Annotated in this window: 29 protein-coding genes; 1 reads left to right on the top strand and 28 read right to left on the bottom strand. The window is 40.0% G+C overall.

Features of this window, described 5'->3' with window-relative positions; genetic code table 11:
- Nucleotides 1-79: 79 nt before the first annotated feature.
- From AC21OH_RS05520 to AC21OH_RS05470, 11 genes are all read right to left on the bottom strand, one after another.
- Complete coding sequence (locus AC21OH_RS05520; protein WP_487371549.1) at nucleotides 80-3316, bottom strand: hypothetical protein; 3237 nt, start codon at nucleotides 3314-3316, stop codon at nucleotides 80-82.
- A complete protein-coding gene (locus AC21OH_RS05515) occupies nucleotides 3316-6180 on the bottom strand; it encodes a DUF2345 domain-containing protein (RefSeq protein ID WP_491140296.1) in 2865 nt (954 codons plus the stop codon). The genes AC21OH_RS05520 and AC21OH_RS05515 overlap by 1 nt, the downstream gene beginning before the upstream one ends.
- A gap of 171 nt (nucleotides 6181-6351) precedes the next feature.
- On the bottom strand, nucleotides 6352-6594 hold the full coding sequence (locus tag AC21OH_RS05510) for a hypothetical protein (RefSeq protein WP_487371715.1): 243 nt from the start codon (nucleotides 6592-6594) through the stop codon (nucleotides 6352-6354).
- Between the two features lie 360 nt (nucleotides 6595-6954).
- Nucleotides 6955-7329, bottom strand: a complete 375-nt coding sequence (locus tag AC21OH_RS05505; protein ID WP_491140293.1) for a hypothetical protein — start codon at nucleotides 7327-7329, stop codon at nucleotides 6955-6957.
- Between the two features lie 338 nt (nucleotides 7330-7667).
- Nucleotides 7668-8657: a hypothetical protein gene (locus AC21OH_RS05500; RefSeq protein ID WP_487371691.1), complete on the bottom strand. Its 990-nt coding sequence runs from the start codon at nucleotides 8655-8657 to the stop codon at nucleotides 7668-7670.
- Between the two features lie 5 nt (nucleotides 8658-8662).
- Entirely contained in the window at nucleotides 8663-9646 is a 984-nt protein-coding gene (locus AC21OH_RS05495; protein ID WP_491140291.1) for a DUF8616 domain-containing protein, read from the bottom strand.
- Entirely contained in the window at nucleotides 9636-9869 is a 234-nt protein-coding gene (locus tag AC21OH_RS05490; protein WP_491140289.1) for a DUF2345 domain-containing protein, read from the bottom strand. Before AC21OH_RS05490 ends, AC21OH_RS05495 begins: the two co-directional genes overlap by 11 nt.
- A gap of 6 nt (nucleotides 9870-9875) precedes the next feature.
- On the bottom strand, nucleotides 9876-10130 hold the full coding sequence (locus AC21OH_RS05485) for a hypothetical protein (protein ID WP_487371734.1): 255 nt from the start codon (nucleotides 10128-10130) through the stop codon (nucleotides 9876-9878).
- A 156-nt stretch (nucleotides 10131-10286) separates the two neighbouring features.
- Nucleotides 10287-10502: a hypothetical protein gene (locus tag AC21OH_RS05480; protein WP_487371640.1), complete on the bottom strand. Its 216-nt coding sequence runs from the start codon at nucleotides 10500-10502 to the stop codon at nucleotides 10287-10289.
- Between the two features lie 208 nt (nucleotides 10503-10710).
- Complete coding sequence (locus AC21OH_RS05475) at nucleotides 10711-10947, bottom strand: hypothetical protein (protein WP_487371639.1); 237 nt, start codon at nucleotides 10945-10947, stop codon at nucleotides 10711-10713.
- A 598-nt stretch (nucleotides 10948-11545) separates the two neighbouring features.
- Nucleotides 11546-11752: a hypothetical protein gene (locus tag AC21OH_RS05470; RefSeq protein WP_487371638.1), complete on the bottom strand. Its 207-nt coding sequence runs from the start codon at nucleotides 11750-11752 to the stop codon at nucleotides 11546-11548.
- A gap of 662 nt (nucleotides 11753-12414) precedes the next feature.
- Between AC21OH_RS05470 and AC21OH_RS05465 the strand changes: the two genes are divergently transcribed.
- A complete protein-coding gene (locus tag AC21OH_RS05465; RefSeq protein WP_487371637.1) occupies nucleotides 12415-12939 on the top strand; it encodes an SUMF1/EgtB/PvdO family nonheme iron enzyme in 525 nt (174 codons plus the stop codon).
- A gap of 205 nt (nucleotides 12940-13144) precedes the next feature.
- On the opposite strand, the gene AC21OH_RS05460 is transcribed toward AC21OH_RS05465, so the two are convergent.
- The 17 genes from AC21OH_RS05460 to AC21OH_RS05380 all read right to left on the bottom strand — a co-directional run bounded on the left by AC21OH_RS05460 (nucleotide 13145) and on the right by AC21OH_RS05380 (nucleotide 22653).
- Entirely contained in the window at nucleotides 13145-13627 is a 483-nt protein-coding gene (locus AC21OH_RS05460; RefSeq protein WP_487371636.1) for a hypothetical protein, read from the bottom strand.
- Between the two features lie 89 nt (nucleotides 13628-13716).
- A complete protein-coding gene (locus AC21OH_RS05455) occupies nucleotides 13717-14193 on the bottom strand; it encodes a hypothetical protein (RefSeq protein WP_487371635.1) in 477 nt (158 codons plus the stop codon).
- An 89-nt stretch (nucleotides 14194-14282) separates the two neighbouring features.
- Entirely contained in the window at nucleotides 14283-14768 is a 486-nt protein-coding gene (locus AC21OH_RS05450; protein WP_491140284.1) for a hypothetical protein, read from the bottom strand.
- An 81-nt stretch (nucleotides 14769-14849) separates the two neighbouring features.
- Nucleotides 14850-15326, bottom strand: coding sequence for a hypothetical protein (locus AC21OH_RS05445; protein ID WP_487371729.1), 477 nt, complete (start codon nucleotides 15324-15326; stop codon nucleotides 14850-14852).
- 81 nt (nucleotides 15327-15407) lie between these two features.
- Entirely contained in the window at nucleotides 15408-15887 is a 480-nt protein-coding gene (locus tag AC21OH_RS05440; protein ID WP_487371730.1) for a hypothetical protein, read from the bottom strand.
- A gap of 81 nt (nucleotides 15888-15968) precedes the next feature.
- Nucleotides 15969-16448, bottom strand: coding sequence for a hypothetical protein (locus AC21OH_RS05435; RefSeq protein ID WP_487371740.1), 480 nt, complete (start codon nucleotides 16446-16448; stop codon nucleotides 15969-15971).
- A gap of 89 nt (nucleotides 16449-16537) precedes the next feature.
- Nucleotides 16538-17014 carry a hypothetical protein gene (locus AC21OH_RS05430; protein WP_487371694.1) on the bottom strand — a complete coding sequence of 159 codons (477 nt, stop codon included), beginning with the start codon at nucleotides 17012-17014 and terminating at the stop codon, nucleotides 16538-16540.
- Between the two features lie 81 nt (nucleotides 17015-17095).
- Nucleotides 17096-17575 carry a hypothetical protein gene (locus AC21OH_RS05425; RefSeq protein WP_487371695.1) on the bottom strand — a complete coding sequence of 160 codons (480 nt, stop codon included), beginning with the start codon at nucleotides 17573-17575 and terminating at the stop codon, nucleotides 17096-17098.
- An 89-nt stretch (nucleotides 17576-17664) separates the two neighbouring features.
- Entirely contained in the window at nucleotides 17665-18141 is a 477-nt protein-coding gene (locus AC21OH_RS05420; RefSeq protein WP_487371696.1) for a hypothetical protein, read from the bottom strand.
- An 81-nt stretch (nucleotides 18142-18222) separates the two neighbouring features.
- Nucleotides 18223-18702, bottom strand: a complete 480-nt coding sequence (locus tag AC21OH_RS05415; protein WP_487371730.1) for a hypothetical protein — start codon at nucleotides 18700-18702, stop codon at nucleotides 18223-18225.
- Nucleotides 18703-18783: 81 nt separating this feature from the next.
- Nucleotides 18784-19263 (bottom strand): hypothetical protein, encoded by a 480-nt coding sequence (locus tag AC21OH_RS05410; RefSeq protein ID WP_487371740.1) that lies wholly within the window; start codon nucleotides 19261-19263, stop codon nucleotides 18784-18786.
- A gap of 89 nt (nucleotides 19264-19352) precedes the next feature.
- Complete coding sequence (locus AC21OH_RS05405) at nucleotides 19353-19838, bottom strand: hypothetical protein (protein WP_491140280.1); 486 nt, start codon at nucleotides 19836-19838, stop codon at nucleotides 19353-19355.
- An 81-nt stretch (nucleotides 19839-19919) separates the two neighbouring features.
- Nucleotides 19920-20402: a hypothetical protein gene (locus tag AC21OH_RS05400; protein WP_487371578.1), complete on the bottom strand. Its 483-nt coding sequence runs from the start codon at nucleotides 20400-20402 to the stop codon at nucleotides 19920-19922.
- An 81-nt stretch (nucleotides 20403-20483) separates the two neighbouring features.
- Nucleotides 20484-20963 (bottom strand): hypothetical protein, encoded by a 480-nt coding sequence (locus AC21OH_RS05395; protein WP_487371579.1) that lies wholly within the window; start codon nucleotides 20961-20963, stop codon nucleotides 20484-20486.
- Nucleotides 20964-21051: 88 nt separating this feature from the next.
- Nucleotides 21052-21528: a hypothetical protein gene (locus AC21OH_RS05390; protein ID WP_487371580.1), complete on the bottom strand. Its 477-nt coding sequence runs from the start codon at nucleotides 21526-21528 to the stop codon at nucleotides 21052-21054.
- An 81-nt stretch (nucleotides 21529-21609) separates the two neighbouring features.
- Entirely contained in the window at nucleotides 21610-22092 is a 483-nt protein-coding gene (locus tag AC21OH_RS05385; RefSeq protein ID WP_487371581.1) for a hypothetical protein, read from the bottom strand.
- An 81-nt stretch (nucleotides 22093-22173) separates the two neighbouring features.
- Nucleotides 22174-22653, bottom strand: coding sequence for a hypothetical protein (locus tag AC21OH_RS05380; RefSeq protein WP_487371582.1), 480 nt, complete (start codon nucleotides 22651-22653; stop codon nucleotides 22174-22176).
- Between the last annotated feature and the right edge of the window lie 51 nt (nucleotides 22654-22704).

The raw sequence follows: 22704 nt of genomic DNA, 5'->3' as shown, positions 1-22704 counted from the left end.
GTAGAACAATAAACTTATTAGGCTGAAGGTGCTAGTTTACATGGCTATTGGCTCAGGTAAAAAGTTACAAAGTAATCTTTTAGGTTGGGTAACTATCATCCGTATCTTCACCAATATTATTCTGAGCCATTAATGTATTATCTTGTGCTACTGTTAAATCTAGTTCACTTGCAAAAACAGCTGAATCAAATTGTTCTGGATTAGCAGCTGCATAAAAGGTAGGACTAGCGTAATCACCTAGACTGCTATAGATATCGTAAGCTGGATCTGTATTTTTAACCACTTCGATGCCCTTAGGGAATTGAGGTTTTACATTTTGTAGCATTTTTATATACTCATCAACATAATAGCTACCAGTGTTTGGGTTGGATGTATTGCCTGAATTTATGATATCTAGGACTGATGACTCATCTGCTAATGCTTCACCATAATTGAGCAAACGAATGATATCACCCTGATTTTTACCTAGACTTCCCTTACTTCCGTCTATAGTCATATGTTGGACTGTATTGAGCCACTCAGGTGAAGTGGTAACAGTAGTAAATATAATGATAATAGCTTGTTTTCGATAATCTAATAAATCAATATCTACATCATTAAAACCTCTGATTGACGTAGTAGGAAGATCGCTTAAGTGGCTAATTTTTGCATGGCGAGTCAGTTGATAAAGGAGCATACCTTTTGCTTCAGGTGTGGCGTACTTTAACCAATCATCATCACGTTTACTAATGATACGTTGTGCCAGTTTAACTCTTGCTTTATCAGTATCTATGTAATCTAAAAACTTCCGGAAATTATCTGATATATTTTGTAATGCCAGAGTAATATTTGAGTCTTTACCAAGCACCATAACAGAAAGCTGACTTAAATAAGCAAAGGCTTCTTCGTGGACAAATACTAAAGTACGAAACCCTGCATTCATCAGTTGATATGACAGCCAACGTGTAAATTCTAAAATTAATCCACTGTCGATCTCAAACTCTGCACTCCCTTTACCACCCACCCCAAGACAAAGCGCCGCATGTACTCTTATTTTAAATTTTCCATTGCTATAAAAGACATAAAAGCTACCTCTAGCACCTATACCAGCACTCCCTGCAACGGTTGCCGATATTTTTGCAAATGCTTTAAAGCCTTTGGCTTCTGGACTTAACCACTCAATGCTACCTGCAGGGGTAATACCAGCTTCTACACCAGCAAAGGCATCAACGCCAATATCAGCACCTACGTTTGAGTTTGCTTGTAATACTTCAGTGCGTTCATAGCTTCTTTCAGCGACAAATTTAGGTCTGTGTTTAGCCGCATCCCACATATTAGCAATGGTTTCCGTAGGCGCTTTACGTGCTGCATTTAATCGTTGAGCGCCCCGTTCAAATTTAATAGAAGCTGCACCTGCAATACCAGCTTTTGCACCGACAAACCCATAGAAGTCGCAAGATAACACAAACCGAATAGCGCCAAGATCTATTTCGCCAGCTGAATCAAAGACTGTTGCCACTCTCCAGCCATCCAATGATGGTAGAGCAAGCTTAGTATTTAAGTTACCTTCACAAAGCACCATCTTACCGTTTAAATTAAACCCACCTTTTAGACCGATATCGCCTTGGGAGGGACTCCATGAAGCAGAGCCATTCGCAGAAGCACCTGCTACTGCTCTCATCCACTGAGCATCTACATCTACTTTGAAATGTTTAGATTCATGGAGACAGCGACTAAGCTCATTAACTGATTTAATCATACCTTCACTTAGACCGTCAAAATCTTTGATGAATGTTTGTGTTTCGTATTTAAAACTTTTCGAAACAGATATCGATTTAACACTATCTTTCAGGTCGTTAAGTTTAATAGATTTGGGACTGGTGGATAAGTCTATACCACTAGGAGCTTTAATTTTGATTTTATAATTTGTTTTATTGAGCCTGTTATTACGATACCTTAAATACCTATCTTTTTTTAGGTATTTTCTCGCTAAGCGTGTATTACCCTCACTATTAGATCCAACATAACCCTCAACTAAGAAGACCTCCTTTAAATCAGCTTTGTTTTTATAGTTACTATTTAGGTGATTTTTAACGCTATCCTCAGACAGTTTTAAGTTATCTTCTATTGTTTTAACTTGTTCTAAGGTACGATTTTGCGTGCTTTGTAAAGCATTTGAGTAGTCGCCACGTAACTTAGAGGTTCCACCTATCAGCTTTGTCAGCTCTGATGCTATTTCCTCAAATTGTTCATAGTCAGATGGTTTTAAAACTATTAATTCTTGATTTTCTAAGTCATATACTAATGGCGGCTTAATTTTAGCTGATACAGATGCCAAAGCTGTTTCATTAGCTGTTGCAGATGGAACGGTTGTCGCAGTAGAAATAGGTATAACAATATCGTAAGTATAGCCTTTAACTCTAGGTGTCGCTTCTTTATCAGCTCTTCTATTCATCAGCTTAGCATTCGGAATATGCTTGCCATCGAGTAAGACTTTTACATTTCGTTTATAATCTGCAGCTATTTTGTCAGTTAAACCATCGGCTCTGACTGTCAGGGTCTTAACTACTCTGTTACTATGGCTCAACAACTGTATCTTTACATTTTGAACATTTATTCCATTACTTCCTTTTACTTTAAATTGTAAAAAAGTTTGCAACCGATAGCGCTTGATATAGGTATATCCTTGCCTTTCCCAAGAATCTTTTGCTAATTCTGCCTTATTAGGTATTTTTAATATTAATGGCTTAGCGCCATTCTGACCTTTTAGATAAGGGCTAATTAAATTTGAGCCATTACGTAAGTATATTCGATAATTTGTGCCAAATATAATAGGTAGTTTTTTTGTATAATTATGATTGTAAGTTAATTCTTCAACTGGACTAGTTTCACCAAATATTTTTTTAAGAACACCTTTATGTTCATAATCAATCTGATAGTCTACTCTTCCATATGTAGGAGCTACTCTTTCAGTACTGCTGTTTTCATAAACTTCCGCATAAAACTGTAAACGCATGATTCCGCGAGAATCACTCAAATATAATATTTTTGAGTACGCATAGTCGTTATCTCGTGGATGGGCTTTGAGGGTCCTGATAACTGAGTCACTGACTGAAACATCATAACGTCTGCCATCATTTCCATAATCGAAAACAACGACCGACTTTAGCTCGTCCCATGTTTTAACTTTTACAAAAGTTTTGGTTCTATACCCTGGACTAACCCAAAACTCTTTTTTACTATTGCAGACGATGAGAACTTCTTTAGCATTAATTTTTGATCCAGAACCGTCAGCCATCTTTCTCATGATATCAATTCTATAGCTCTTTTCTTCCATTATTCAGATCCTTCCATACTAACCGTAAATCCTTCGTAGTCATCGCCAGAAATATGAATACCAACTTCCTCTGGTGTCTCAGTCACAACCTTCTTAGTTCTACCTTGGGCATCGGTTCTCCCGCTTTTAGTAGTGCCATCTTCCATAAATAAGATATAGTCTGTATTTGCGATAGGCTTTCCCATAGCATCTTTAACAATATAGGTTAGATAACTCTTTATATTAGATCCATGTAGTGACAGTGGTTTAGCAGTAGCCCGAGCCCCGCTCACCAATCCCTTCTTCACCGCCTGAATCTTAATCGTTCCTGGGCACACAAGCTTAACTCCGCTCTCATCAATCGTTAACGACGCCCCGCCACTCGTTTGCAGTTTAATCCGAGTCGGGGAGCTCACATGCACCTCACCCGATGCGCTACCTATCGTCATCCCAAGCTGTGAATGTAGCTGCAGCTCGCCGCCCTGGGCCTGTATAGCAACTGGCTTAGTATTGGCACTCACATGAAAGCCCGACTTAGCCGCATTACCACCAGCGCCAGCTAAGCTACTTAAACTATCCGCATGCAGCTTATAATGGCCAGCCACCATATCCGATTGCGTCAGTGCTGACTGACGCATCACCTGTTTGGCCGTAAACAGCGTATGACCACTTGATGCCAAAACACTATCACGGCTAACAAGCATCACATCAGATGCGCCTAGCGACTCAGCACCCAAGCCCTCATCCAATACCTGAGCGGACTCCTTAAACGCCTTCACCTGGACATCTACCTCTTGCCGAGCTTGCAGATGCGCCTGCTTTGCCTCATCAAACACCTCCGTTAGCTCAAAGCCTAACTCTAACTGACGCACACCAGCATCATTCACCCAAGCAGATTCATGCGTGCTTTGAGAATGACGAATATCAAAGGTGGACAAAAGCGTACCTGAGGCACCAGTGATTTGCACCCCCTCATCACTGGCCAAACGAAAGCCATCGCCAGTAGAAGTGGATTGATGATTCGCAAAGCGGTGACGCAGTACCCCAAGCTCAAGCATATGCTCGCTTGGACTAAATACCCCTTTATCACCTATAGTCGGAGTGGCGGCATTAGCGCGATCTTTAGTATTTACCGTCCACTGCATGCCTATCTTGTTGGGCGTGTCATCAAAGAGTAGGGTAGTCTCAGACTCGCTATCGAGCCCAAACTGACTGATGCCTGACACCCATCCAGCATGGGTGTCATCGTCACCGATTTGTGATAATCCTAAAGCGCCGCCATGCCAACGCGGGGAGGCGCCGCCATTTAGGTTATAGCGATGAGGTTTACCACCTGATTGATAGGTAACATCTTTGTCATCAATATCCCCCATGCCCATACCTTCATATAAGCTACGCAGGATAACAGGACTGTCTATGTCGCCATACCAGTGCGTGAGTAATACCGCTTGACCTAGTCTTGGTGCAAATTGCCAACCGTGCGTGGCACCTGAGGAGAGCTGCAAAGATCGAAGGGGCGGGGTGATGCCATCATCATTGTCACTGATGCCTGCATATACGGGGGTAGTGACCACTTTATGCAGACCTGACTCGGTGATTGTAGAGTCGTAGCTGTTTGAGTCTGCTTGACCGGTATGAGCTTGCGTGAGTCCTGAGTAGGTGTGCGCGGCAAAAGATAATTCACTTGGGTAGGGCGTGTACGGGATTGAGGTGTCAAGTAGGGTTGCGTTGACCCAGACGCCTGTATCAAAAGCCACTTCGCTGCCTTGCATCGGCACACCGTGTGAGTCTAACCACGTTATGATCTGTTGTTTATGATGATACGCGGTACTGTTACTCGCAGGTTCTATGCCCACGATTTGAGCACCAATACAATAACTGCTTAACATATCAATGGAGGGGAGCTCATTAATAGTTACTTGAGCGCCTAGATACAAGCCGCGCATAGAACCTGTGGCTTTATAGTATTCACGATGGCAAGCATTGGCTTTAACCCATAAATTGGCATGCTTTAATGCTGCATCATCACTGTCTATTCTAGAAGGTGAACCGATTAATACTGCGCTTTTATCACTGCATAATAAAGACTCATCAAAAGCTGTGCCCTCATAGATAGTATCAAAGGCTAAGCCATCACTGAGTACAGTGACTTCATTTGCGCCAAGCTTTTTATTCATAGGCTGCAGCTGCTGCACAGTATCATGACCTGACTGCACCGAAGCTTGAGCATAGGTGTAGTCCACATCCGGAACATCAAACTGTGTTAGCTGCGGTAAGTCTGATATTAAGCACCAGATGCCAATGGTATCTATACTGATGCTATTGCTATCAACAGTGTCCGCACTAACCCACACGCTATATACACCAATATCAGCCAATAGGTTGTTTATAAATTCTTTGTCACTAATGTTAATTTGAGTACGCAGGGGGAGGGTGCGAGTAAACTGCTCTAATTGCATTAAATCATCAGAGACTTCCCATTTAAAGTCATATGACTTAAGTATGCTGGTAATAATGTCTAAGGTAGACTGTTCTACAAAGGTTCGGGTATGTGTGGTTTGACTTAATAGCCAATCTGGAGAGACGACTTTTATCTCATAAAAGTGTAAGGCGCCATCAGAGTATAGATAGTTAAAAGATTTTATTAAGCCAGTACGTGAGGTTACGTTGCGGGATATATTGAGGGTGGTTAAACAAAGTGAGCTGCCTAGTAGTGCGTCGCAATCGTTTGGTAATAATAGCTCGGTAGTATAAGCTAATATATGAGCAGTATTAGAGGTATTGATTAAGGTTTGCCATGTGAAACTAAGAGGGAGGAGGGCATGTGGAGAGACAGCGGTGGATTGTACGATCAACTGGTGTAAACGGTCAGTTTGCAGGGGCATTAGATATATCTCTAAGTATGATTTTAAACTATGATTAAAAAAAGCTAAATTATTATAGACAATAAATAGGTATATAGGTAGTATGCATTTATTATAATTAAGAATCTAAGGTGTGGTTAGCGAATTAACTTAAAAATCTTTGGGTAAATAGGCTTTAGTACCGTCACCAACTTAATATAAAGTGCATTTAGAAAGGTTATGTTTAATCCAAAAAGTATTGGCTAAGCTTTTTGGAATGATATCGAACACAGGTCGCCCAGTTACTGGGTTAATATCAGTTCTACATTCCCATAATGAGCTGCCTTGATCATTTTTTAAAGCATCAATTTGTCCGCCAAAAATCTGTCCAGTAGGCGGACATGCGGTTAGACCTAAGAGGCTGGTGGTAAGTAATGAAGCTTTAATCGCTTGCATGATAATGTCCTTATTGTTTGATTAACCTGAGAGGCCTGTTATTCTTATGGCTTATTTGTCTTGAGGTACTAGCGGCACCCCCGTACTGCAGTCAAATTCCTTGTACCAACTGGCAGGTTGTGCTTTCGCCAATATTTACGAATTTGTGGTGTGGTTAGCGAATTACCTTCACAATCTTTGGGTGGTATTATATCTCTAGGAAGATATAGGTTGTTCATTTAACCGAAATTTCGTGGTTAGATGTGAGGTTGTCCTTTCACTATGTAATGAGCAATATGCTTGCTAAGTATCATTAAAATTTTAATATAGCTGATTTAAAATTGTGGGCTACACTCCAGATAAGATTAAATATTTAATAATTTATTGCAAGCTACTTAATGGAACAGGAGTAACGGTGCCATTATTGCAAGTAAACCTCATATTCCCATTATTCAATTTATGCTTTGCTCTAAATCCTTCAACACCACCAGGCTGTTTTGCAATAAGGTTGCCTTGACAATCAGTCACTTTATAAGGTAAGTAAGCTTTGCCATCTTTACACACAAATCGAAACGTCCCTTTAGGTAAATTGTTGTATTGCCAAAATCTATCAGCTTCTGAAAATGGTTCATGCCTGAGACTTAAATTATCTCCTCTACAATCTCCTACCATACTTCCTTGCTCATTCGATAGGTATTCTGTTCCTCCTGATAGATAGCTACTATTCCAGTTTTGCAAATCATTGCAAGCTGTCACTCCTATTAAGCAAACACTTATTATCATAGTATTAATAATTTTCATAAAGTGGTTCATTTTAATTAACCTTGAATGACAATGCGGTAAAATCGATTTTCCTTATTATCTACATTAGGTACACAAACATATGGAAAGCCACTATTACTGGCACTTATATGTAAATAATGGTTTTTGATAATTAAATCAGTAATGTAAAGTTGTTGCGGGTTTCCATCGCCTCTATGCATGGTACTTTTAGCCATATACGCTGTTTTACCGTCTAAGGCTAATGTTTGAGTCTTCAGCTCATTAAAATTTGAGGATAACGTTGTATTTGGATTATCATTCTATTTTTTAAATTAATAGAAATCTAACATTAATGATCGGTTGTCACGTTTAGTATCTCTTATTTCAAGATATCTGGATTGACATGCTTCTTCATCAATTTGTATTTCTTGGAGCTTAGCTCTTAAGATCGGCAGAGCATTGATTAATTTTTCTTCAATAATCTTAATATTAGGAAGATTTTTGGCTTTTAAATAGGGAATAAAATCTTCATCGTAATATTTTAACCAAGCGCATGACTCTATTGAGTTAAATTCATAAGGGTCATATGCTAATAATTGAAGATATAAACTTATTAGTTTATCGTTAGCTAAATTATTTGCTGGAATATTATTCATAAATTGATTATCCCTTGAAAACAAATACATTATTAAATATTCTTTAATATTATCTAATGTTTCTTGATCTACGTCTTTCATTGATTCCTCTGAAACAATATTGAAATCAGAGTAATCTTCTCCACGGCTATAATCAGAAAAAAACTTTTCAATTAATTTGTATTTTATAGAGTTAGCATTGTATTCTAAAGCAACTTCTAAACATCTATCTTTAATAGCTAAAATATCTTTATAATTCAGTCTCAGTTTATTTTCTATAAACTGAATATCAGTTTCGTAACTCCATGTATAAACGTCAGCACAAGCGTATGGATGTCCAAGTTCTGCCAATCGAAAAATACTTTTATAGCCTTGAGTTTCAACACTAGGTTTATTCTCATGCCATAATTGATATGTTGCCCATGCATATTGAGCGTTTATTTCATTTGGGTCTTGAGCATATTTTTTCAGTAGTTCAATTCTTCTTGCGTCATAAATCCTAAGATTTAAATCGCTAGCTCTTAAATCCATTGCTTCATTAAAACTCAAGCGCCTATTAGTTGGTAACTCAATCTTTTGTTCATTAGAGCTATTTATTTTTGGCCCTTGATTGTACGTTGTAGAAGTATCGCAAGAAGATAAAATCAGTACAGCTATTAATGATAGTATTAACTTTTCTATTAACATAAGTTCTACCTGTTACTACGTACTATTGTAGCGATATTGAAAACTCTGAAATGACCCATTAGCTTTTTTTCTGGTAGGGTTTTCATATTTGAGTCAGGATGTAGCCATCTATAATAAGAGTCTACACTCGGATCAGATGAGCGATACCAAGTTACAGAAGTTGGAGCATATACTGTACCTATATTTGGATGTTCAGAAATATATTGAGCGATAGTTTTATTAATACCATTACCTACGTTACATGATAGTAAGACTAATGTTTGATTATCCTTATAACCATTCTTTCTTATAATTTCATAGAATCTATTTATAGCTTCAATCCTTTCTCTTTTATTTTTTCTTTTAATTGATACATATTGATTATCTGATCTTGTTAAATTCAGTTCTCTTTGTATAGGGTCAGGATCATAAGTATTTACCCATAAAATACCGGTATTGCTACCATGACCGTAAACATAGTAATATTCATTTGGTAAATATTTATATCCTTCTAAAACCTCAATAGTATCATGGAAGATCTTTTCATTAGATGCAAAGCCAATATATGATTTATAAAACATTTTACTTCCAGTATTAGGTGCTAATTTTAATAAGCTCTTGAATGAAATCAGTTTAGTTCCATTAGGAACAAGGGGTACTGAGTCTAAAGTAAACCCTGTTTTAATTCTTCTGTCATAATGTGATTTAAATGATGAATCTTTAGCTTTTAAGTTATCAACAATTGCATTTATAGAGTCTTGATCATTAGCAGTAATAACATTTTTTAATGGACTTGGCGCAGGGTGTTCCAATATACTTGACAAATTTCCTGTTATATCACTTTGATAAGTTTTGTTTTCTTCAGGTAGTATTTCTAATAGTGTATTTGGATAATGTTCATTGATTTTACCCATTTGATCAGACTTACCTAAAACTATATGGCCATTACTTGAATCTATTATGCGGAAACGTCTGTTCTTTAAGATACGACCAGTTGAGCTATCTACCAAATAATTTATTTATATTTTTATCAAGTTCTTGAAAAGTTAAAATTCTAGCAGTAGCCCGAGCACCACTCACCAATCCCTTCTTCACCGCCTGAATCTTAATCGCTCCTGGGCACACAAGCTTAACCCCGCTCTCATCAATGGTTAACGACGCCCCGCCGCTAGTTTGCAGTTTAATACGAGTCGGTGAGCTCACATGCACCTCACCTGATGCGCTATCTATCATCAACCCTTACTGAGAGTGTAGCTGCAGCTCACCACATTGCGCCTGTAACGCAAGCGGCTTAGTAATGGCACTCACATGAAAGCCTGACTTAGCTGCTTGACCAGATACTCCTGAAAGCGAGCTTAACGAATCACCAAGTAGCTGATAACTACCGCCCACCATATCCGACTGAGTTAACCCAGACTGTCTCACCATACTCTTAGCCGTAAACAGAGTGTTTTGGCTTGATGCCAGTAGACTGTCTTTGCTCAACAACATCACATCTTCAGCGCATATCACCTACGTGTTTAATTCTCTATCTATGATCTGTACTGACTGCTCAAACGCCTCAATCTGTTTATCTACATCTTGCCCGCTCTGCAAATGACCTTGCTTTGCCTCACTATAACTATCAGACAAGCTATAGCCTATATACAACTAACGAGCGCCGGCATCATTTACCCAAGCCGACTCATGACGGCTTTGAGAATGGCGTATACCAAATGTCGATAACAAAACAACGCCATCCCCTGACAGCTGTAAGCCTTTATCACTTACCACCTCAAACCCAGCACCACGAATACTAGACTGATGATTACCAAAGCGGTGACGCAATACACCAAGCTCTATCACATGATCTCTTGGGGAGAACACACCCTTATCACATGATGTCGGTGTACTGGCATTGGCTTTATCCTGCGTATTGACTGACCACTGAAGCCCAAGTTTATTTGGCGTATCATCAAACAGCAGATAGGTTTTAAAATCACTATCAAGCCCAAACTGACTGATACCTTAAATCCATCCACTGTGTGCATCATCCTCATAGATCAGCGGATACCGATTGACGCATCAACCACGCTTAGATTGAAGAATGATTATGATTAGAGAAACTGTCACTTGTAGGCTCTATGCCAACTAAGGTTGAGGCAATACAGTAAGCGGATAAGACGTGAATAGTGGGCATGCGGGTGATATCTACTACGTTTGTAACATACAGTCCACGCATCGCTCCTACGACAGGATAGTACTCACGGCATGTCGAATTTGCAGCGGCCCACTGTTTAGCAACGGCGGCTGAGACATCATCACTGTCCACACGAGAGGGCGCGGCAATAAGACAGGTGGTGTCATCAATCGCTTATGAAGAGTCATCAAAGGCTGATCCCTCATAGACGACATCCGCCTCAAAGCCATCACTACGTACTAAAACGTGCTGACTACCCAGTTGTTTGCTAACCGGTTGAAGCTGACTTATTGAGTCTTGTCCTGACTGTACTGAAGCTTGGGCGTAGCAGTAATAACAGGTATTGCCTAAGCGGTCATGTGGAGTGAGCAGCTGCCAGTAAACTAGCTTGTCGCTAGAGTCATCTGGTACCCATAGAGAGTTGATGCCGGTGTCGGCAAGTTGGTTTGTGATAAAGTCCCAGTCACTGACGTCGTATTGGGTAAGCAGTCAAATCGGCTGATTAAAGAGGGGGATGTTCAAGTAGGGCACCTATCGGTTGCCAATCGAAGTCATAATCGGTCAGGATAGCGGTTATGATATCTAAGGGCGACTGGTTGATAAAGGTACGGGTGTGATACGATTGGGTCAGTAGCCAGTCGGGGCTGACGACATCAAGCTGATTGAAGTGTAGGGGCCCATTTGAGTGTTGGTAGTGAATGGCTTGGATGATACCAGTACGGGTGTTGGGCTAACGCTGGGCATCTAAGGTGGTAAGATATAGGCTATTGCCCAGTTGCGATTGACGTTCATAAGTGGTTAGAAGGTAGGTGCTATAGACAAGGATATGAGCATGATGCGGCTGGTTAATGGTAGATTGCCAGATAAAGTCTAGAGTATATAGCTCAGTTTGAGGTAGGTAGAAGGCATAATACGACAGTTCTTTTAAGCATAACATTTAATGAATTTAAGTGTAGTCACTCGTACATCATAATGGGCAGAAGTGAAACATGAAGTGTAATGAAGCGTAACCCAATTGCTTCGGTTATTTAACGTGTCATTTTGTTTTTGAGATGGAAAATATTTAAGTTTGGCTGATGATAATGTGATTGATAAAGACCAATGGTCTACACAGATTAATTATTTTTCGTAGGAAGCCGACTAATTGGAGTCTTAAAAATTAGAATTACTTCAAGTTATTTAGCGTTCGCAAGTATTGAGTTTTGAGCAGCTATTCACGCTTTTCGCTACTATCTGTCCGTCAACATTAGGGCAGTGGTAATGTCTTGCGATGTCACTTGCTTCGCGTGCCATCTTAAGCCTGACCACAGCAGCCTATGTTGCCGTACAGTATATCCGCTGCAATCGTGGCTAAAACACTCCTATGACGGGGTATGCCACGTAATCATACTTATGTATGAAGCTTTAATCCAATCAAAATAAAAGTTGTATTCTACGTATCTTTCGGTTAGTGAAATCTAAAAGCTACGTGCAGCGCATCTACGCATATTATCTATAGTTGCCTAATATAATGAGAGTTTAGCTATATGTCTAAGGCGTGCTTATATCTACTCAAAGTCAACTTGTATATTAATTGCTATTTTATTTAAGGCTATGTTTATGAAAAAAACTGACTTATTAATGTTATTTATTTTGAATACACTGTGCCTAACAGCCTGTGCAGCAGAGCCAACACCTAAAACTGATGCAAACGGCATTCCGCAAACCCTAGACAATCTAATGGATGCAGAACAGCAGCAGCTTGATCAGTTTGTACCCAAGCAAAAATCAAATATGCGCTTTGTAGAGGGTGGTAGCCTTGAGATAGGGGGCTTTGGTCTTAAGCTAGACTGGACAGAGGGCTTGCCATTGACGGGAGATGCAGACAATAAGCCATTACATAAAGTCACGCTTGATAGCTTTAGTATGAATGCTTATAAAGCGACTTATGGTGACTTTGATATTTATACCATGGCGACTGGCCAAGATAAAGTCAGTATGCAACCTATTAGCATAGGAATACGTCAACCCAATGCAGCAGCGGGTATTAATTGGCAAACTGCCCAACAGTATTGTCAATGGCTGCCTCACTACCTAAGGGGCGGTTTGTTAAACAATCAAGTGCCCAGCCACCTTTACCATTAAGTATATAATCATCAGGCTTTGAGTTATCTATACCTGCGATATTGTCGATACAGCCTGTTAGGACTAGCGCCGTTATACAGCTGACTATTAGATGCGATAGGTTTATAGAAAGTTTTGTCATCATATTTTACGCCTAGCGTCATTACGCTGTTCGATACTACTATTTTAAAGGTCGTTTAAGTTGCGATAATCCAATACTGCTATATCACATTCCAAACCATTTTCCTTCAACCCAAACTGGACTGTCTAAACTTCCTGCTCTATTCATCCATTTATCACCTTCCCAGTAACCCTCAATAGTATCGCCTTGTTCACAAGTTTTCGAATAATAATAACCACCGTCCCATTCCTTTTCCGAACACTTCTTCGTATCTTTATCTGGCGGACAAAAGCCTGTTTGCATATCGCAGTTTGGCGCTTGTCCAGGTAGATAGGCTTTGCCTTCTTTACAAACGTAGTCCACTGTACCAGCAGGTAGGTTGTTTGCCTTCCAAAATCGATCGGCTGAAACGCCTAAGGGTCTTCCTGTCCGACAATGCATTGCCCAGCCACCTTTACCATTAAGTATATAATCATCAGGCTTTGAGTTATCTATACCTGCAATATTATCAATACAGCCTGCTAGGACTAGCGCCGTTATACAGCTGGCGATCAGATGCGATAGGTTTATAGAAAGTTTGATCATCATATTTTACGCCTAGAGTCATTACGCTGTTCGATACTGATACTTTAAAAGTCGTTTAAGTTGCACTAATGCAATAGTGCTATTCCTCAAAATTATAAGCCAGCCCATTTTCCTTCAATATATTTTACACCGTTACTTGTACGCACTCTATTCACCCATTTATCAGCTTCCCAGTATCCCTCTAATCGATCATTTTCATTACATGATTTGGCATAATAGTATGAAGTAACAAGGCTATAACACTTCTTAGTGTCTTTATCTGGCGGACAAAAGCCTGTTTGCACATCGCAGTTTGGTGCTTGTCCAGGTAGATAGGCTTTACCTTCTTTACAAACGTAGTCCACTGTGCCAGCAGGTAGGTTATGTGCTTCCCAAAACCATTCTGCCTCACTACCTAAGGGGCGGTTTGTTAGACAATCAAGTGCCCAGCCGCCTTTACCATTAAGGACGTAGTCATCAACATTTGTGTTATGAATACCTGCAGGGTCTTCAATACAGCCTGTTAAGACTAGCGCTGTTATACAGCTGATGAAGAGATGCGATAGGTTTATAGAAAGTTTAGTCATCATATTTGAAGCCTAGCGTCATTACGCTGTTCGATACTGATACTTTAAAAGTCGTTTAAGTTGCGATAATGCAATACTGCTATATCACAAATTTATAAGCCAGCCCATTTTCCTTCAACCCAGACTGGATTGTCTAAACTTCCTTCTCTTATCATCCATTTATCGCCTTCCCAGTAACCCTCAATAGTATCGCCTTGTTCACAAATTTTCGCATAATAATAACCACCGTCCCATTGCTTTTCCGAACACTTCTTAGTATCTTTATCTGGCGGACAAAAGCCTGTTTGTACATCGCAGTTTGGCGCTTGTCCAGGTAGATAGGCTTTGCCTTCTTTACAAACGTAGTCCACTGTACCAACAGGTAGGTTATGTGCTTCCCAAAACCAATCTGCTCTCATACCTAAGGGGCGGTTTGTTAGACAATCAAGTGCCCAGCCACCTTTACCATTTTTTACGTATTTATCAGGATTTCCTGAGTTATCTATACCTGCGATATTATCAATACAGCCTGTTAGGACTAGCGCCGTTATACAGCTGGCTATTAGATTTAGTAGGTTTATAGAAAGTTTAGTCATCATATTTTACGCCTAGCGTCATTACGCTGTTCGACACTGCTATTTTAAAGGTCGTTTAAGATGCAATAATGCAATACTGCTATATCACAAGCCAGCCCATTTTCCTTCAATATATTTTACACCGTTACTTGTACGCACTCTATTCACCCATTTATCAGCTTCCCAGTATCCCTCTAATCGATCATTTTCATTACATGATTTAGCATAATAGTATGAAGTATCAAGGCTATAACACTTCTTAGTGTCTTTATCTGGCGGACAAAAGCCTGTTTGCACATCGCAGTTTGGTGCTTGTCCAGGTAGATAGGCTTTGCCTTCTTTACAAACGTAGTCCACTGTACCAGCAGGTAGGTTGTTTGCCTTCCAAAATCGATCGGCTGAAACGCCTAAGGGTCTTCCTGTCCGACAATGCATTGCCCAACCTCCATCCCCATTAAGGATATAATCGTCAGGTTTTGAGTTATTTATACCTGCGATATTATCGATACAGCCTGCTAGGACTAGCGCCGTTATAAAGCTGGCGATCAGATGCGATAGGTTTATAAAAAGTTTTTTCATCATATTTTACGCCTAGCGTCATTATGCTGTTCGATACTGATACTTTAAAAGTCGTTTAAGTTGCGATAATGCAATACAGCTATATCACAAGCCAGCCCATTTTCCTTCTATCCAAACTGGATTGTCCGCATTGCCTTCTCTTTTCATCCATTTATCGCCTTCCCAGTATCCACTTAGACTGTCATTCTCTTTGCAATTTTTACTATAGTAGTAATATCCATTTTCATAAGAAAAACACTTCTTAGTGTCTTTATCTGGCGGACAAAAGCCTGTTTCTACATCACAGTTTGGCGCTTGTCCAGGTAGATAGGCTTTGCCTTCTTTACAAACGTAGTCCACTGTACCAGCAGGTAGGTTATGTGCTTCCCAAAACCAATCTGCCTCACTACCTAAGGGGCGGTTTGTTAGACAATCAAGTGCCCAGCCGCCTTTACCATTAAGGATGTAGTCATCAACATTTGTGTTATGAATACCTGCAGGGTCTTCAATACAGCCTGTTAAGACTAGCGCCGTTATACAGCTGGCTATTAGATGCGATAGGTTTATAGGAAGTTTAGTCATCATATTTTACGCCTAGAGTCATTATGCTGTTCGATACTGCTATTCTAAAGGTCGTTTAAGTTGCGATAATGCAATACTGCTATATCACAATCCAAACCATTTACCTTCAACCCAGACTGGATTATCCGCATTGCCTTCTCTTTTCATCCATATATCGCCTTTCCAGTAACCACTTAAACTGTCATTATTTTTGCAATTTTTACTATAGTAGTAATATCCATTTTCAAAAGAAAAACACTTCTTAGTGTCTTTATCTGGCGGACAAAAGCCTTTTTGCATATCGCAGTTTGGCGCTTGTCCAGGTAGATAGGCTTTGCCTTCTTTACAGACGTAGTCCACAGTGCCAGCAGGTAGGTTGTTTGCTTCCCAAAACCAGTCTGCCTCACTACCTAAGGGGCGGTTTGTTAGACAATCAAGTGCCCAGCCTCCATCCCCATTAAGGATATAATCGTCAGGCTTTGAGTTATCTATACCTGCGATATTATCAATACAGCCTGTTAGGACTAGCGCCGTTATACAGCTGGCTATTAGATTTAGTAGGTTTATAGAAAGTTTAGTCATCATATTTTACGCCTAGCGTCATTACGCTGTTCGATACTGATACTTTAAAAGTCGTTTATATTTTAATGATTTTATATCGTTAGATCTCAAAATTATAAGCCAGCCCATTTTCCTTCAACCCAGACTGGATTGTCTAAACTTCCTTCTCTTATCATCCATTTATCGCCTTCCCAGTAACCCATTATAAAGTCATTTTCATCACACTGTTTTGCATAATATAATGACGTTTCATAGCCATAACATTTCTTCGTATCTTTATCTGGCGGACAAAAGCCTGTTTGTACATCGCAGTTTGGTGCTTGTCCAGGTAGATAGGCTTTACCTTCTTTACAGACGTAGTCCACTGTACCAGCAGGTAGGTTGTTTGCCTTCCAAAATCGATCGGCTGAAACGCCTAAGGGTCTTCCTGTCCGACAATGCATTGCCCAACCTCCATCCCCATTAAGGATGTAGTCATCAACATTTGTGTTATGAATACCTGCAGGGTCTTCAATACAGCCTGTTAAGACTAGCGCCGTTATAAAGCTGACGATCAGATGCGATAGGTTTATAGGAAGTTTTGTCATCATATTTTACGCCTAGCGTCATTACGCTGTTCGATACTACTATTTTAAAGGTCGTTTAAGTTGCGATAATCCAATACTGCTATATCACATTCCAAACCATTTACCTTCAACCCAGACTGGATTATCCGCATTGCCTTCTCTTTTCATCCATATATCGCCTTTCCAGTATCCACTTAAACTGTCATTATTTTTGCAATTTTTACTATAGTAGTAATATCCATTTTCAAAAGAAAAACACTTCTTAGTGTCTTTATCTGGCGGACAAAAGCCTGTTTGTACATCGCAGTTTGGCGCTTGTCCAGGTAGATAGGCTTTGCCTTCTTTACAAACGTAGTCCACTGTACCAGCAGGTAGGTTGTTTGCCTTCCAAAATCGATCGGCTGAAACGCCTAAGGGTCTTCCTGTCCGACAATGTATTGCCCAGCCTCCATCCCCATTAAGGATGTAATCGTCAGGTTTTGAGTTATCTATACCTGCAATATTATCGATACAGCCTGCTAGAACTAGCGCTGTTATACTGCTGGCTATTAGATGCGATAGGTTTATAGAAAGTTTAGTCATCATATTTTACGCCTAGCGTCATTATGCTGTTCGATACTGATACTTTAAAAGTCGTTTATAATTTAATTATTTGATCTAGTTAGATCTCAAAATTATAAGCCAGCCCATTTTCCTTCAATCCAAACTGGATTGTCCGCATTGCCTTCTCTTTTCATCCATTTATCGCCTTCCCAATAACCCAATATATAGTCATTTTCATTGCACTGTTTTGCATAATATATTGACGTTTCATAGCCATAACACTTCTTCGTCTCTTTATCTGGCGGACAAAAGCCTGTTTGTACATCGCAGTTTGGCGCTTGTCCAGGTAGATAGGCTTTACCTTCTTTACAAACGTAGTCCACTGTACCAACAGGTAGGTTATGTGCTTCCCAAAACCAGTCTGCCTCACTACCTAAGGGGCGGTTTGTTAGACAATCAAGTGCCCAGCCACCTTTACCATTTTTTACGTAGTCACCAACATTTGTGTTATGAATACCTGCAGGGTCTTCAATACAGCCTGTTAAGACTAGCGCCGTTATACAGCTGGCTATTAGATGCGATAGGTTTATAGGAAGTTTAGTCATCATATTTTACGCCTAGCGTCATTATGCTGTTCGATACTGATACTTTAAAAGTCGTTTAAGTTGCGATAATGCAATACAGCTATATCACAAGCCAGCCCATTTTCCTTCTATCCAAACTGGATTGTCCGCATTGCCTTCTCTTTTCATCCATTTATCGCCTTCCCAGTATCCACTTAGACTGTCATTCTCTTTGCAATTTTTACTATAGTAGTAATATCCATTTTCATAAGAAAAACACTTCTTAGTGTCTTTATCTGGCGGACAAAAGCCTGTTTCTACATCACAGTTTGGCGCTTGTCCAGGTAGATAGGCTTTGCCTTCTTTACAAACGTAGTCCACTGTACCAGCAGGTAGGTTATGTGCTTCCCAAAACCAATCTGCCTCACTACCTAAGGGGCGGTTTGTTAGACAATCAAGTGCCCAGCCGCCTTTACCATTAAGGATGTAGTCATCAACATTTGTGTTATGAATACCTGCAGGGTCTTCAATACAGCCTGTTAAGACTAGCGCCGTTATACAGCTGGCTATTAGATGCGATAGGTTTATAGGAAGTTTAGTCATCATATTTTACGCCTAGAGTCATTATGCTGTTCGATACTGCTATTCTAAAGGTCGTTTAAGTTGCGATAATGCAATACTGCTATATCACAATCCAAACCATTTACCTTCAACCCAGACTGGATTATCCGCATTGCCTTCTCTTTTCATCCATATATCGCCTTTCCAGTAACCACTTAAACTGTCATTATTTTTGCAATTTTTACTATAGTAGTAATATCCATTTTCAAAAGAAAAACACTTCTTAGTGTCTTTATCTGGCGGACAAAAGCCTTTTTGCATATCGCAGTTTGGCGCTTGTCCAGGTAGATAGGCTTTGCCTTCTTTACAGACGTAGTCCACAGTGCCAGCAGGTAGGTTGTTTGCTTCCCAAAACCAGTCTGCCTCACTACCTAAGGGGCGGTTTGTTAGACAATCAAGTGCCCAGCCTCCATCCCCATTAAGGATATAATCGTCAGGCTTTGAGTTATCTATACCTGCGATATTATCAATACAGCCTGTTAGGACTAGCGCCGTTATACAGCTGGCTATTAGATTTAGTAGGTTTATAGAAAGTTTAGTCATCATATTTTACGCCTAGCTTCATTACGCTGTTCGATACTGCTATTTTAAAGGTCGTTTATAATTTAATGATTTGATATAGTTAGATCTTAAAATTATAAGCCAGCCCATTTTCCTTCAATCCAGACTGGATTGTCCGCATTGCCTTCTCTTTTCATCCATTTATCGCCTTCCCAGTAACCCTCAATAGTATCGCCTTGTTCACAAATTTTCGCATAATAATAACCACCGTCCCATTGCTTTTCCGAACACTTCTTAGTATCTTTATCTGGCGGACAAAAGCCTGTTTGCATATTGCAGTTTGGTGCTTGTCCAGGTAGATAGGCTTTGCCTTCTTTACAGACGTAGTCCACTGTACCAACAGGTAGGTTATGTGCTTCCCAAAACCAATCTGCTCTCATACCTAAGGGGCGGTTTGTTAGACAATCAAGTGCCCAGCCACCTTTACCATTTTTTACGTATTTATCAGGATTTCCTGAGTTATCTATACCTGCGATATTATCGATACAGCCTGTTAGAACTAGCGCTGTTATACTGCCGATGAAGAGATGCGATAGGTTTTTAGAAAGTTTAGTCATCATATTTTACGCCTAGCGTCATTACGCTGTTCGATACTGATACTTTAAAAGTTGTTTAAGTTGCGAAAAAGCAATACTGCTATATCACAATCCAAACCATTTTCCTTCAACCCAGACTGGATTGTCCAAACTTCCAGCTCTATTCATCCATTTATCGCCTTCCCAGTAACCCTCAATAGTATCGCCCTGTTCACAAGTTTTCGCATAATAATAACCACCGTCCCATTGCTTTTCCGAACACTTCTTAGTATCTTTATCTGGCGGACAAAAGCCTGCTTGCATATCGCAGTTAGGCGCTTGTCCAGGTAGATAGGCTTTGCCTTCTTTACAAACGTAGTCCACTGTACCAGCAGGTAGGTTGTTTGCCTTCCAAAATCGATCGGCTGAAACGCCTAATGGTCTTCCTGTCCGACAATGCAATGCCCAACCTCCATCCCCATTAAGTATATAATCGTCAGGTTTTGAGTTATCTATACCTGCAATATTATCAATACAGCCTGTTAGGACTAGCGCTGTTATACAGCTGGCGATCAGATGCGATAGGATTATAGAAAGTTTAGTCATCATATTTTACGCCTAGCGTCATTACGCTGTTCGACACTGCTATTTTAAAGGTCGTTTAAGATGCAATAATGCAATACTGCTATATCACAAGCCAGCCCATTTTCCTTCAATATATTTTACACCGTTACTTGTACGCACTCTATTCACCCATTTATCAGCTTCCCAGTATCCCTCTAATCGATCATTTTCATTACATGATTTCGCATAATAGTATGAAGTATCAAGGCTATAACACTTCTTAGTGTCTTTATCTGGCGGACAAAAGCCTGTTTGCACATCACAGTTTGGCGCTTGTCCAGGTAGATAGGCTTTACCTTCTTTACAAACGTAGTCCACTGTACCAGCAGGTAGGTTGTTTGCTTCCCAAAACCAATTTGCTCTCATACCTAAGGGGCGGTTTGTTAGACAATCAAGTGCCCAGCCTCCTTTACCATTTTTTACGTATTTATCAGGATTTCCTGAGTTATCTATACCTGCGATATTATCGATACAGCCTGTTAGGACTAGCGCCGTTATAAAGCTGGCTATTAGATGCGATAGGTTTATAGAAAGTTTTGTATTCATGTTTTAAGCCTAGCGCAATACGCTGTTCGATACTGCTATTTTAAAGGTCGTTAATAATTTAATGATTTGATACCGTTAGATCTTAGAATTATAAGCCAGCCCATTTTCCTTCAACCCAGACTGGATTGTCCAAACTTCCTGCTCTATTCATCCATTTATTACCTTCCCAATAGCCATCTAGTCGATCATCTTCATCACACTGCTTTGAATAATATATAGACGTTTCATAACCATAACACTTCTTAGTGTCTTTATCTGGCGGACAAAAGCCTGTTTGTACATCACAGTTTGGCGCTTGTCCAGGTAGATAGGCTTTGCCTTCTTTACAGACGTAGTCCACTGTACCAGCAAGTAGGTTGTTTGCCTTCCAAAACCAATCTGCCTCACTACCTAAGGGGCGGTTTGTTAGACAATCAAGTGCCCAGCCGCCTTTACCATTAAGGACGTAGTCATCAACATTTGTGTTATGAATACCTGCAGGGTCTTCAATACAGCCTGTTAAGACTAGCGCCGTTATACAGCTGACTATTAGATGCGATAGGTTTATAGAAAGTTTTTTCATCATATTTGAAGCCTAGCGTCATTACGCTGTTCGATACTACTATTTTAAAGGTCGTTTAAGTTGCGATAATGCAATACAGCTATATCACAAGCCAGCCCATTTTCCTTCTATCCAAACTGGAGTGTCCGCATTGCCTTCTCTTTTCATCCATTTATCGCCTTCCCAGTATCCACTTAGACTGTCATTCTGTTTGCAATTTTTACTATAGTAGTAATATCCATCTTCAAAAGAAAAACACTTCTTAGTGTCTTTATCTGGCGGACAAAAGCCTGTTTGCACATCACAGTTTGGCGCTTGTCCAGGTAGATAGGCTTTACCTTCTTTACAAACGTAGTCCACTGTACCAGCAGGTAGGTTATGTGCTTCCCAAAACCAATCTGCTCTCATACCTAAGGGGCGGTTTGTTAGACAATCAAGTGCCCAGCCACCTTTACCATTTTTTACGTATTTATCAGGATTTCCTGAGTTATCTATACCTGCGATATTATCAATACAGCCTGCTAGGACTAGCGCCGTTATACAGCTGGCGATCAGATGCGATAGGTTTATAGGAAGTTTTGTCATCATATTTTACGCCTAGCGTCATTACGCTGTTCGATACTGATACTTTAAAAGTCGTTTAAGTTGCGATAATCCAATACTGCTATATCACAATCCAAACCATTTACCTTCAACCCAGACTGGATTATCCGCATTGCCTTCTCTTTTCATCCATATATCGCCTTTCCAGTAACCACTTAAACTGTCATTATTTTTGCAATTTTTACTATAGTAGTAATATCCATTTTCAAAAGAAAAACACTTCTTAGTGTCTTTATCTGGCGGACAAAAGCCTGTTTGCATATCGCAGTTTGGCGCTTGTCCAGGTAGATAGGCTTTACCTTCTTTACAAACGTAGTCCACTGTGCCAGCAGGTAGGTTATGTGCTTCCCAAAACCAATCTGCCTCACTACCTAAGGGGCGGTTTGTTAGACAATCAAGTGCCCAGCCTCCATCCCCATTAAGGATGTAATCGTCAGGTTTTGAGTTATCTATACCCGCGATATTATTAATACAGCCTGTTAGGACTAGCGCCGTTATACAGCTGACTATTAGATGCGATAGGTTTATAGAAAGTTTAGTCATCATATTTGAAGCCTAGCGTCATAACGCTGTTCGATACTGCTATTTTAAAAGTCG

Source organism: Psychrobacter sp. CX10, from assembly GCF_057621575.2.
The sequence above is the reverse complement of the archived record's forward strand: the minus strand, read 5'-3'. Positions and strand labels throughout refer to the sequence as shown.

What these genes read in the sequence shown, in the direction of transcription:
- AC21OH_RS05520 (WP_487371549.1), bottom strand. Translation starts at nt 3,316, where the DNA reads ATGGAAGAAAAGAGCTATAGAATTGATATCATGAGAAAGATGGCTGAC.
- AC21OH_RS05515 (WP_491140296.1), bottom strand. Translation starts at nt 6,180, where the DNA reads ATGCCCCTGCAAACTGACCGTTTACACCAGTTGATCGTACAATCCACC.
- AC21OH_RS05510 (WP_487371715.1), bottom strand. Translation starts at nt 6,594, where the DNA reads ATGCAAGCGATTAAAGCTTCATTACTTACCACCAGCCTCTTAGGTCTA.
- AC21OH_RS05500 (WP_487371691.1), bottom strand. Translation starts at nt 8,657, where the DNA reads ATGTTAATAGAAAAGTTAATACTATCATTAATAGCTGTACTGATTTTA.
- AC21OH_RS05490 (WP_491140289.1), bottom strand. Translation starts at nt 9,869, where the DNA reads ATGATAGATAGCGCATCAGGTGAGGTGCATGTGAGCTCACCGACTCGT.
- AC21OH_RS05470 (WP_487371638.1), bottom strand. Translation starts at nt 11,752, where the DNA reads ATGTTATGCTTAAAAGAACTGTCGTATTATGCCTTCTACCTACCTCAA.
- AC21OH_RS05465 (WP_487371637.1), top strand. Translation starts at nt 12,415, where the DNA reads ATGAAAAAAACTGACTTATTAATGTTATTTATTTTGAATACACTGTGC.
- AC21OH_RS05460 (WP_487371636.1), bottom strand. Translation starts at nt 13,627, where the DNA reads ATGATGATCAAACTTTCTATAAACCTATCGCATCTGATCGCCAGCTGT.
- AC21OH_RS05455 (WP_487371635.1), bottom strand. Translation starts at nt 14,193, where the DNA reads ATGATGACTAAACTTTCTATAAACCTATCGCATCTCTTCATCAGCTGT.
- AC21OH_RS05450 (WP_491140284.1), bottom strand. Translation starts at nt 14,768, where the DNA reads ATGATGACTAAACTTTCTATAAACCTACTAAATCTAATAGCCAGCTGT.
- AC21OH_RS05445 (WP_487371729.1), bottom strand. Translation starts at nt 15,326, where the DNA reads ATGATGAAAAAACTTTTTATAAACCTATCGCATCTGATCGCCAGCTTT.
- AC21OH_RS05440 (WP_487371730.1), bottom strand. Translation starts at nt 15,887, where the DNA reads ATGATGACTAAACTTCCTATAAACCTATCGCATCTAATAGCCAGCTGT.
- AC21OH_RS05435 (WP_487371740.1), bottom strand. Translation starts at nt 16,448, where the DNA reads ATGATGACTAAACTTTCTATAAACCTACTAAATCTAATAGCCAGCTGT.
- AC21OH_RS05430 (WP_487371694.1), bottom strand. Translation starts at nt 17,014, where the DNA reads ATGATGACAAAACTTCCTATAAACCTATCGCATCTGATCGTCAGCTTT.
- AC21OH_RS05425 (WP_487371695.1), bottom strand. Translation starts at nt 17,575, where the DNA reads ATGATGACTAAACTTTCTATAAACCTATCGCATCTAATAGCCAGCAGT.
- AC21OH_RS05420 (WP_487371696.1), bottom strand. Translation starts at nt 18,141, where the DNA reads ATGATGACTAAACTTCCTATAAACCTATCGCATCTAATAGCCAGCTGT.
- AC21OH_RS05415 (WP_487371730.1), bottom strand. Translation starts at nt 18,702, where the DNA reads ATGATGACTAAACTTCCTATAAACCTATCGCATCTAATAGCCAGCTGT.
- AC21OH_RS05410 (WP_487371740.1), bottom strand. Translation starts at nt 19,263, where the DNA reads ATGATGACTAAACTTTCTATAAACCTACTAAATCTAATAGCCAGCTGT.
- AC21OH_RS05405 (WP_491140280.1), bottom strand. Translation starts at nt 19,838, where the DNA reads ATGATGACTAAACTTTCTAAAAACCTATCGCATCTCTTCATCGGCAGT.
- AC21OH_RS05400 (WP_487371578.1), bottom strand. Translation starts at nt 20,402, where the DNA reads ATGATGACTAAACTTTCTATAATCCTATCGCATCTGATCGCCAGCTGT.
- AC21OH_RS05395 (WP_487371579.1), bottom strand. Translation starts at nt 20,963, where the DNA reads ATGAATACAAAACTTTCTATAAACCTATCGCATCTAATAGCCAGCTTT.
- AC21OH_RS05390 (WP_487371580.1), bottom strand. Translation starts at nt 21,528, where the DNA reads ATGATGAAAAAACTTTCTATAAACCTATCGCATCTAATAGTCAGCTGT.
- AC21OH_RS05385 (WP_487371581.1), bottom strand. Translation starts at nt 22,092, where the DNA reads ATGATGACAAAACTTCCTATAAACCTATCGCATCTGATCGCCAGCTGT.
- AC21OH_RS05380 (WP_487371582.1), bottom strand. Translation starts at nt 22,653, where the DNA reads ATGATGACTAAACTTTCTATAAACCTATCGCATCTAATAGTCAGCTGT.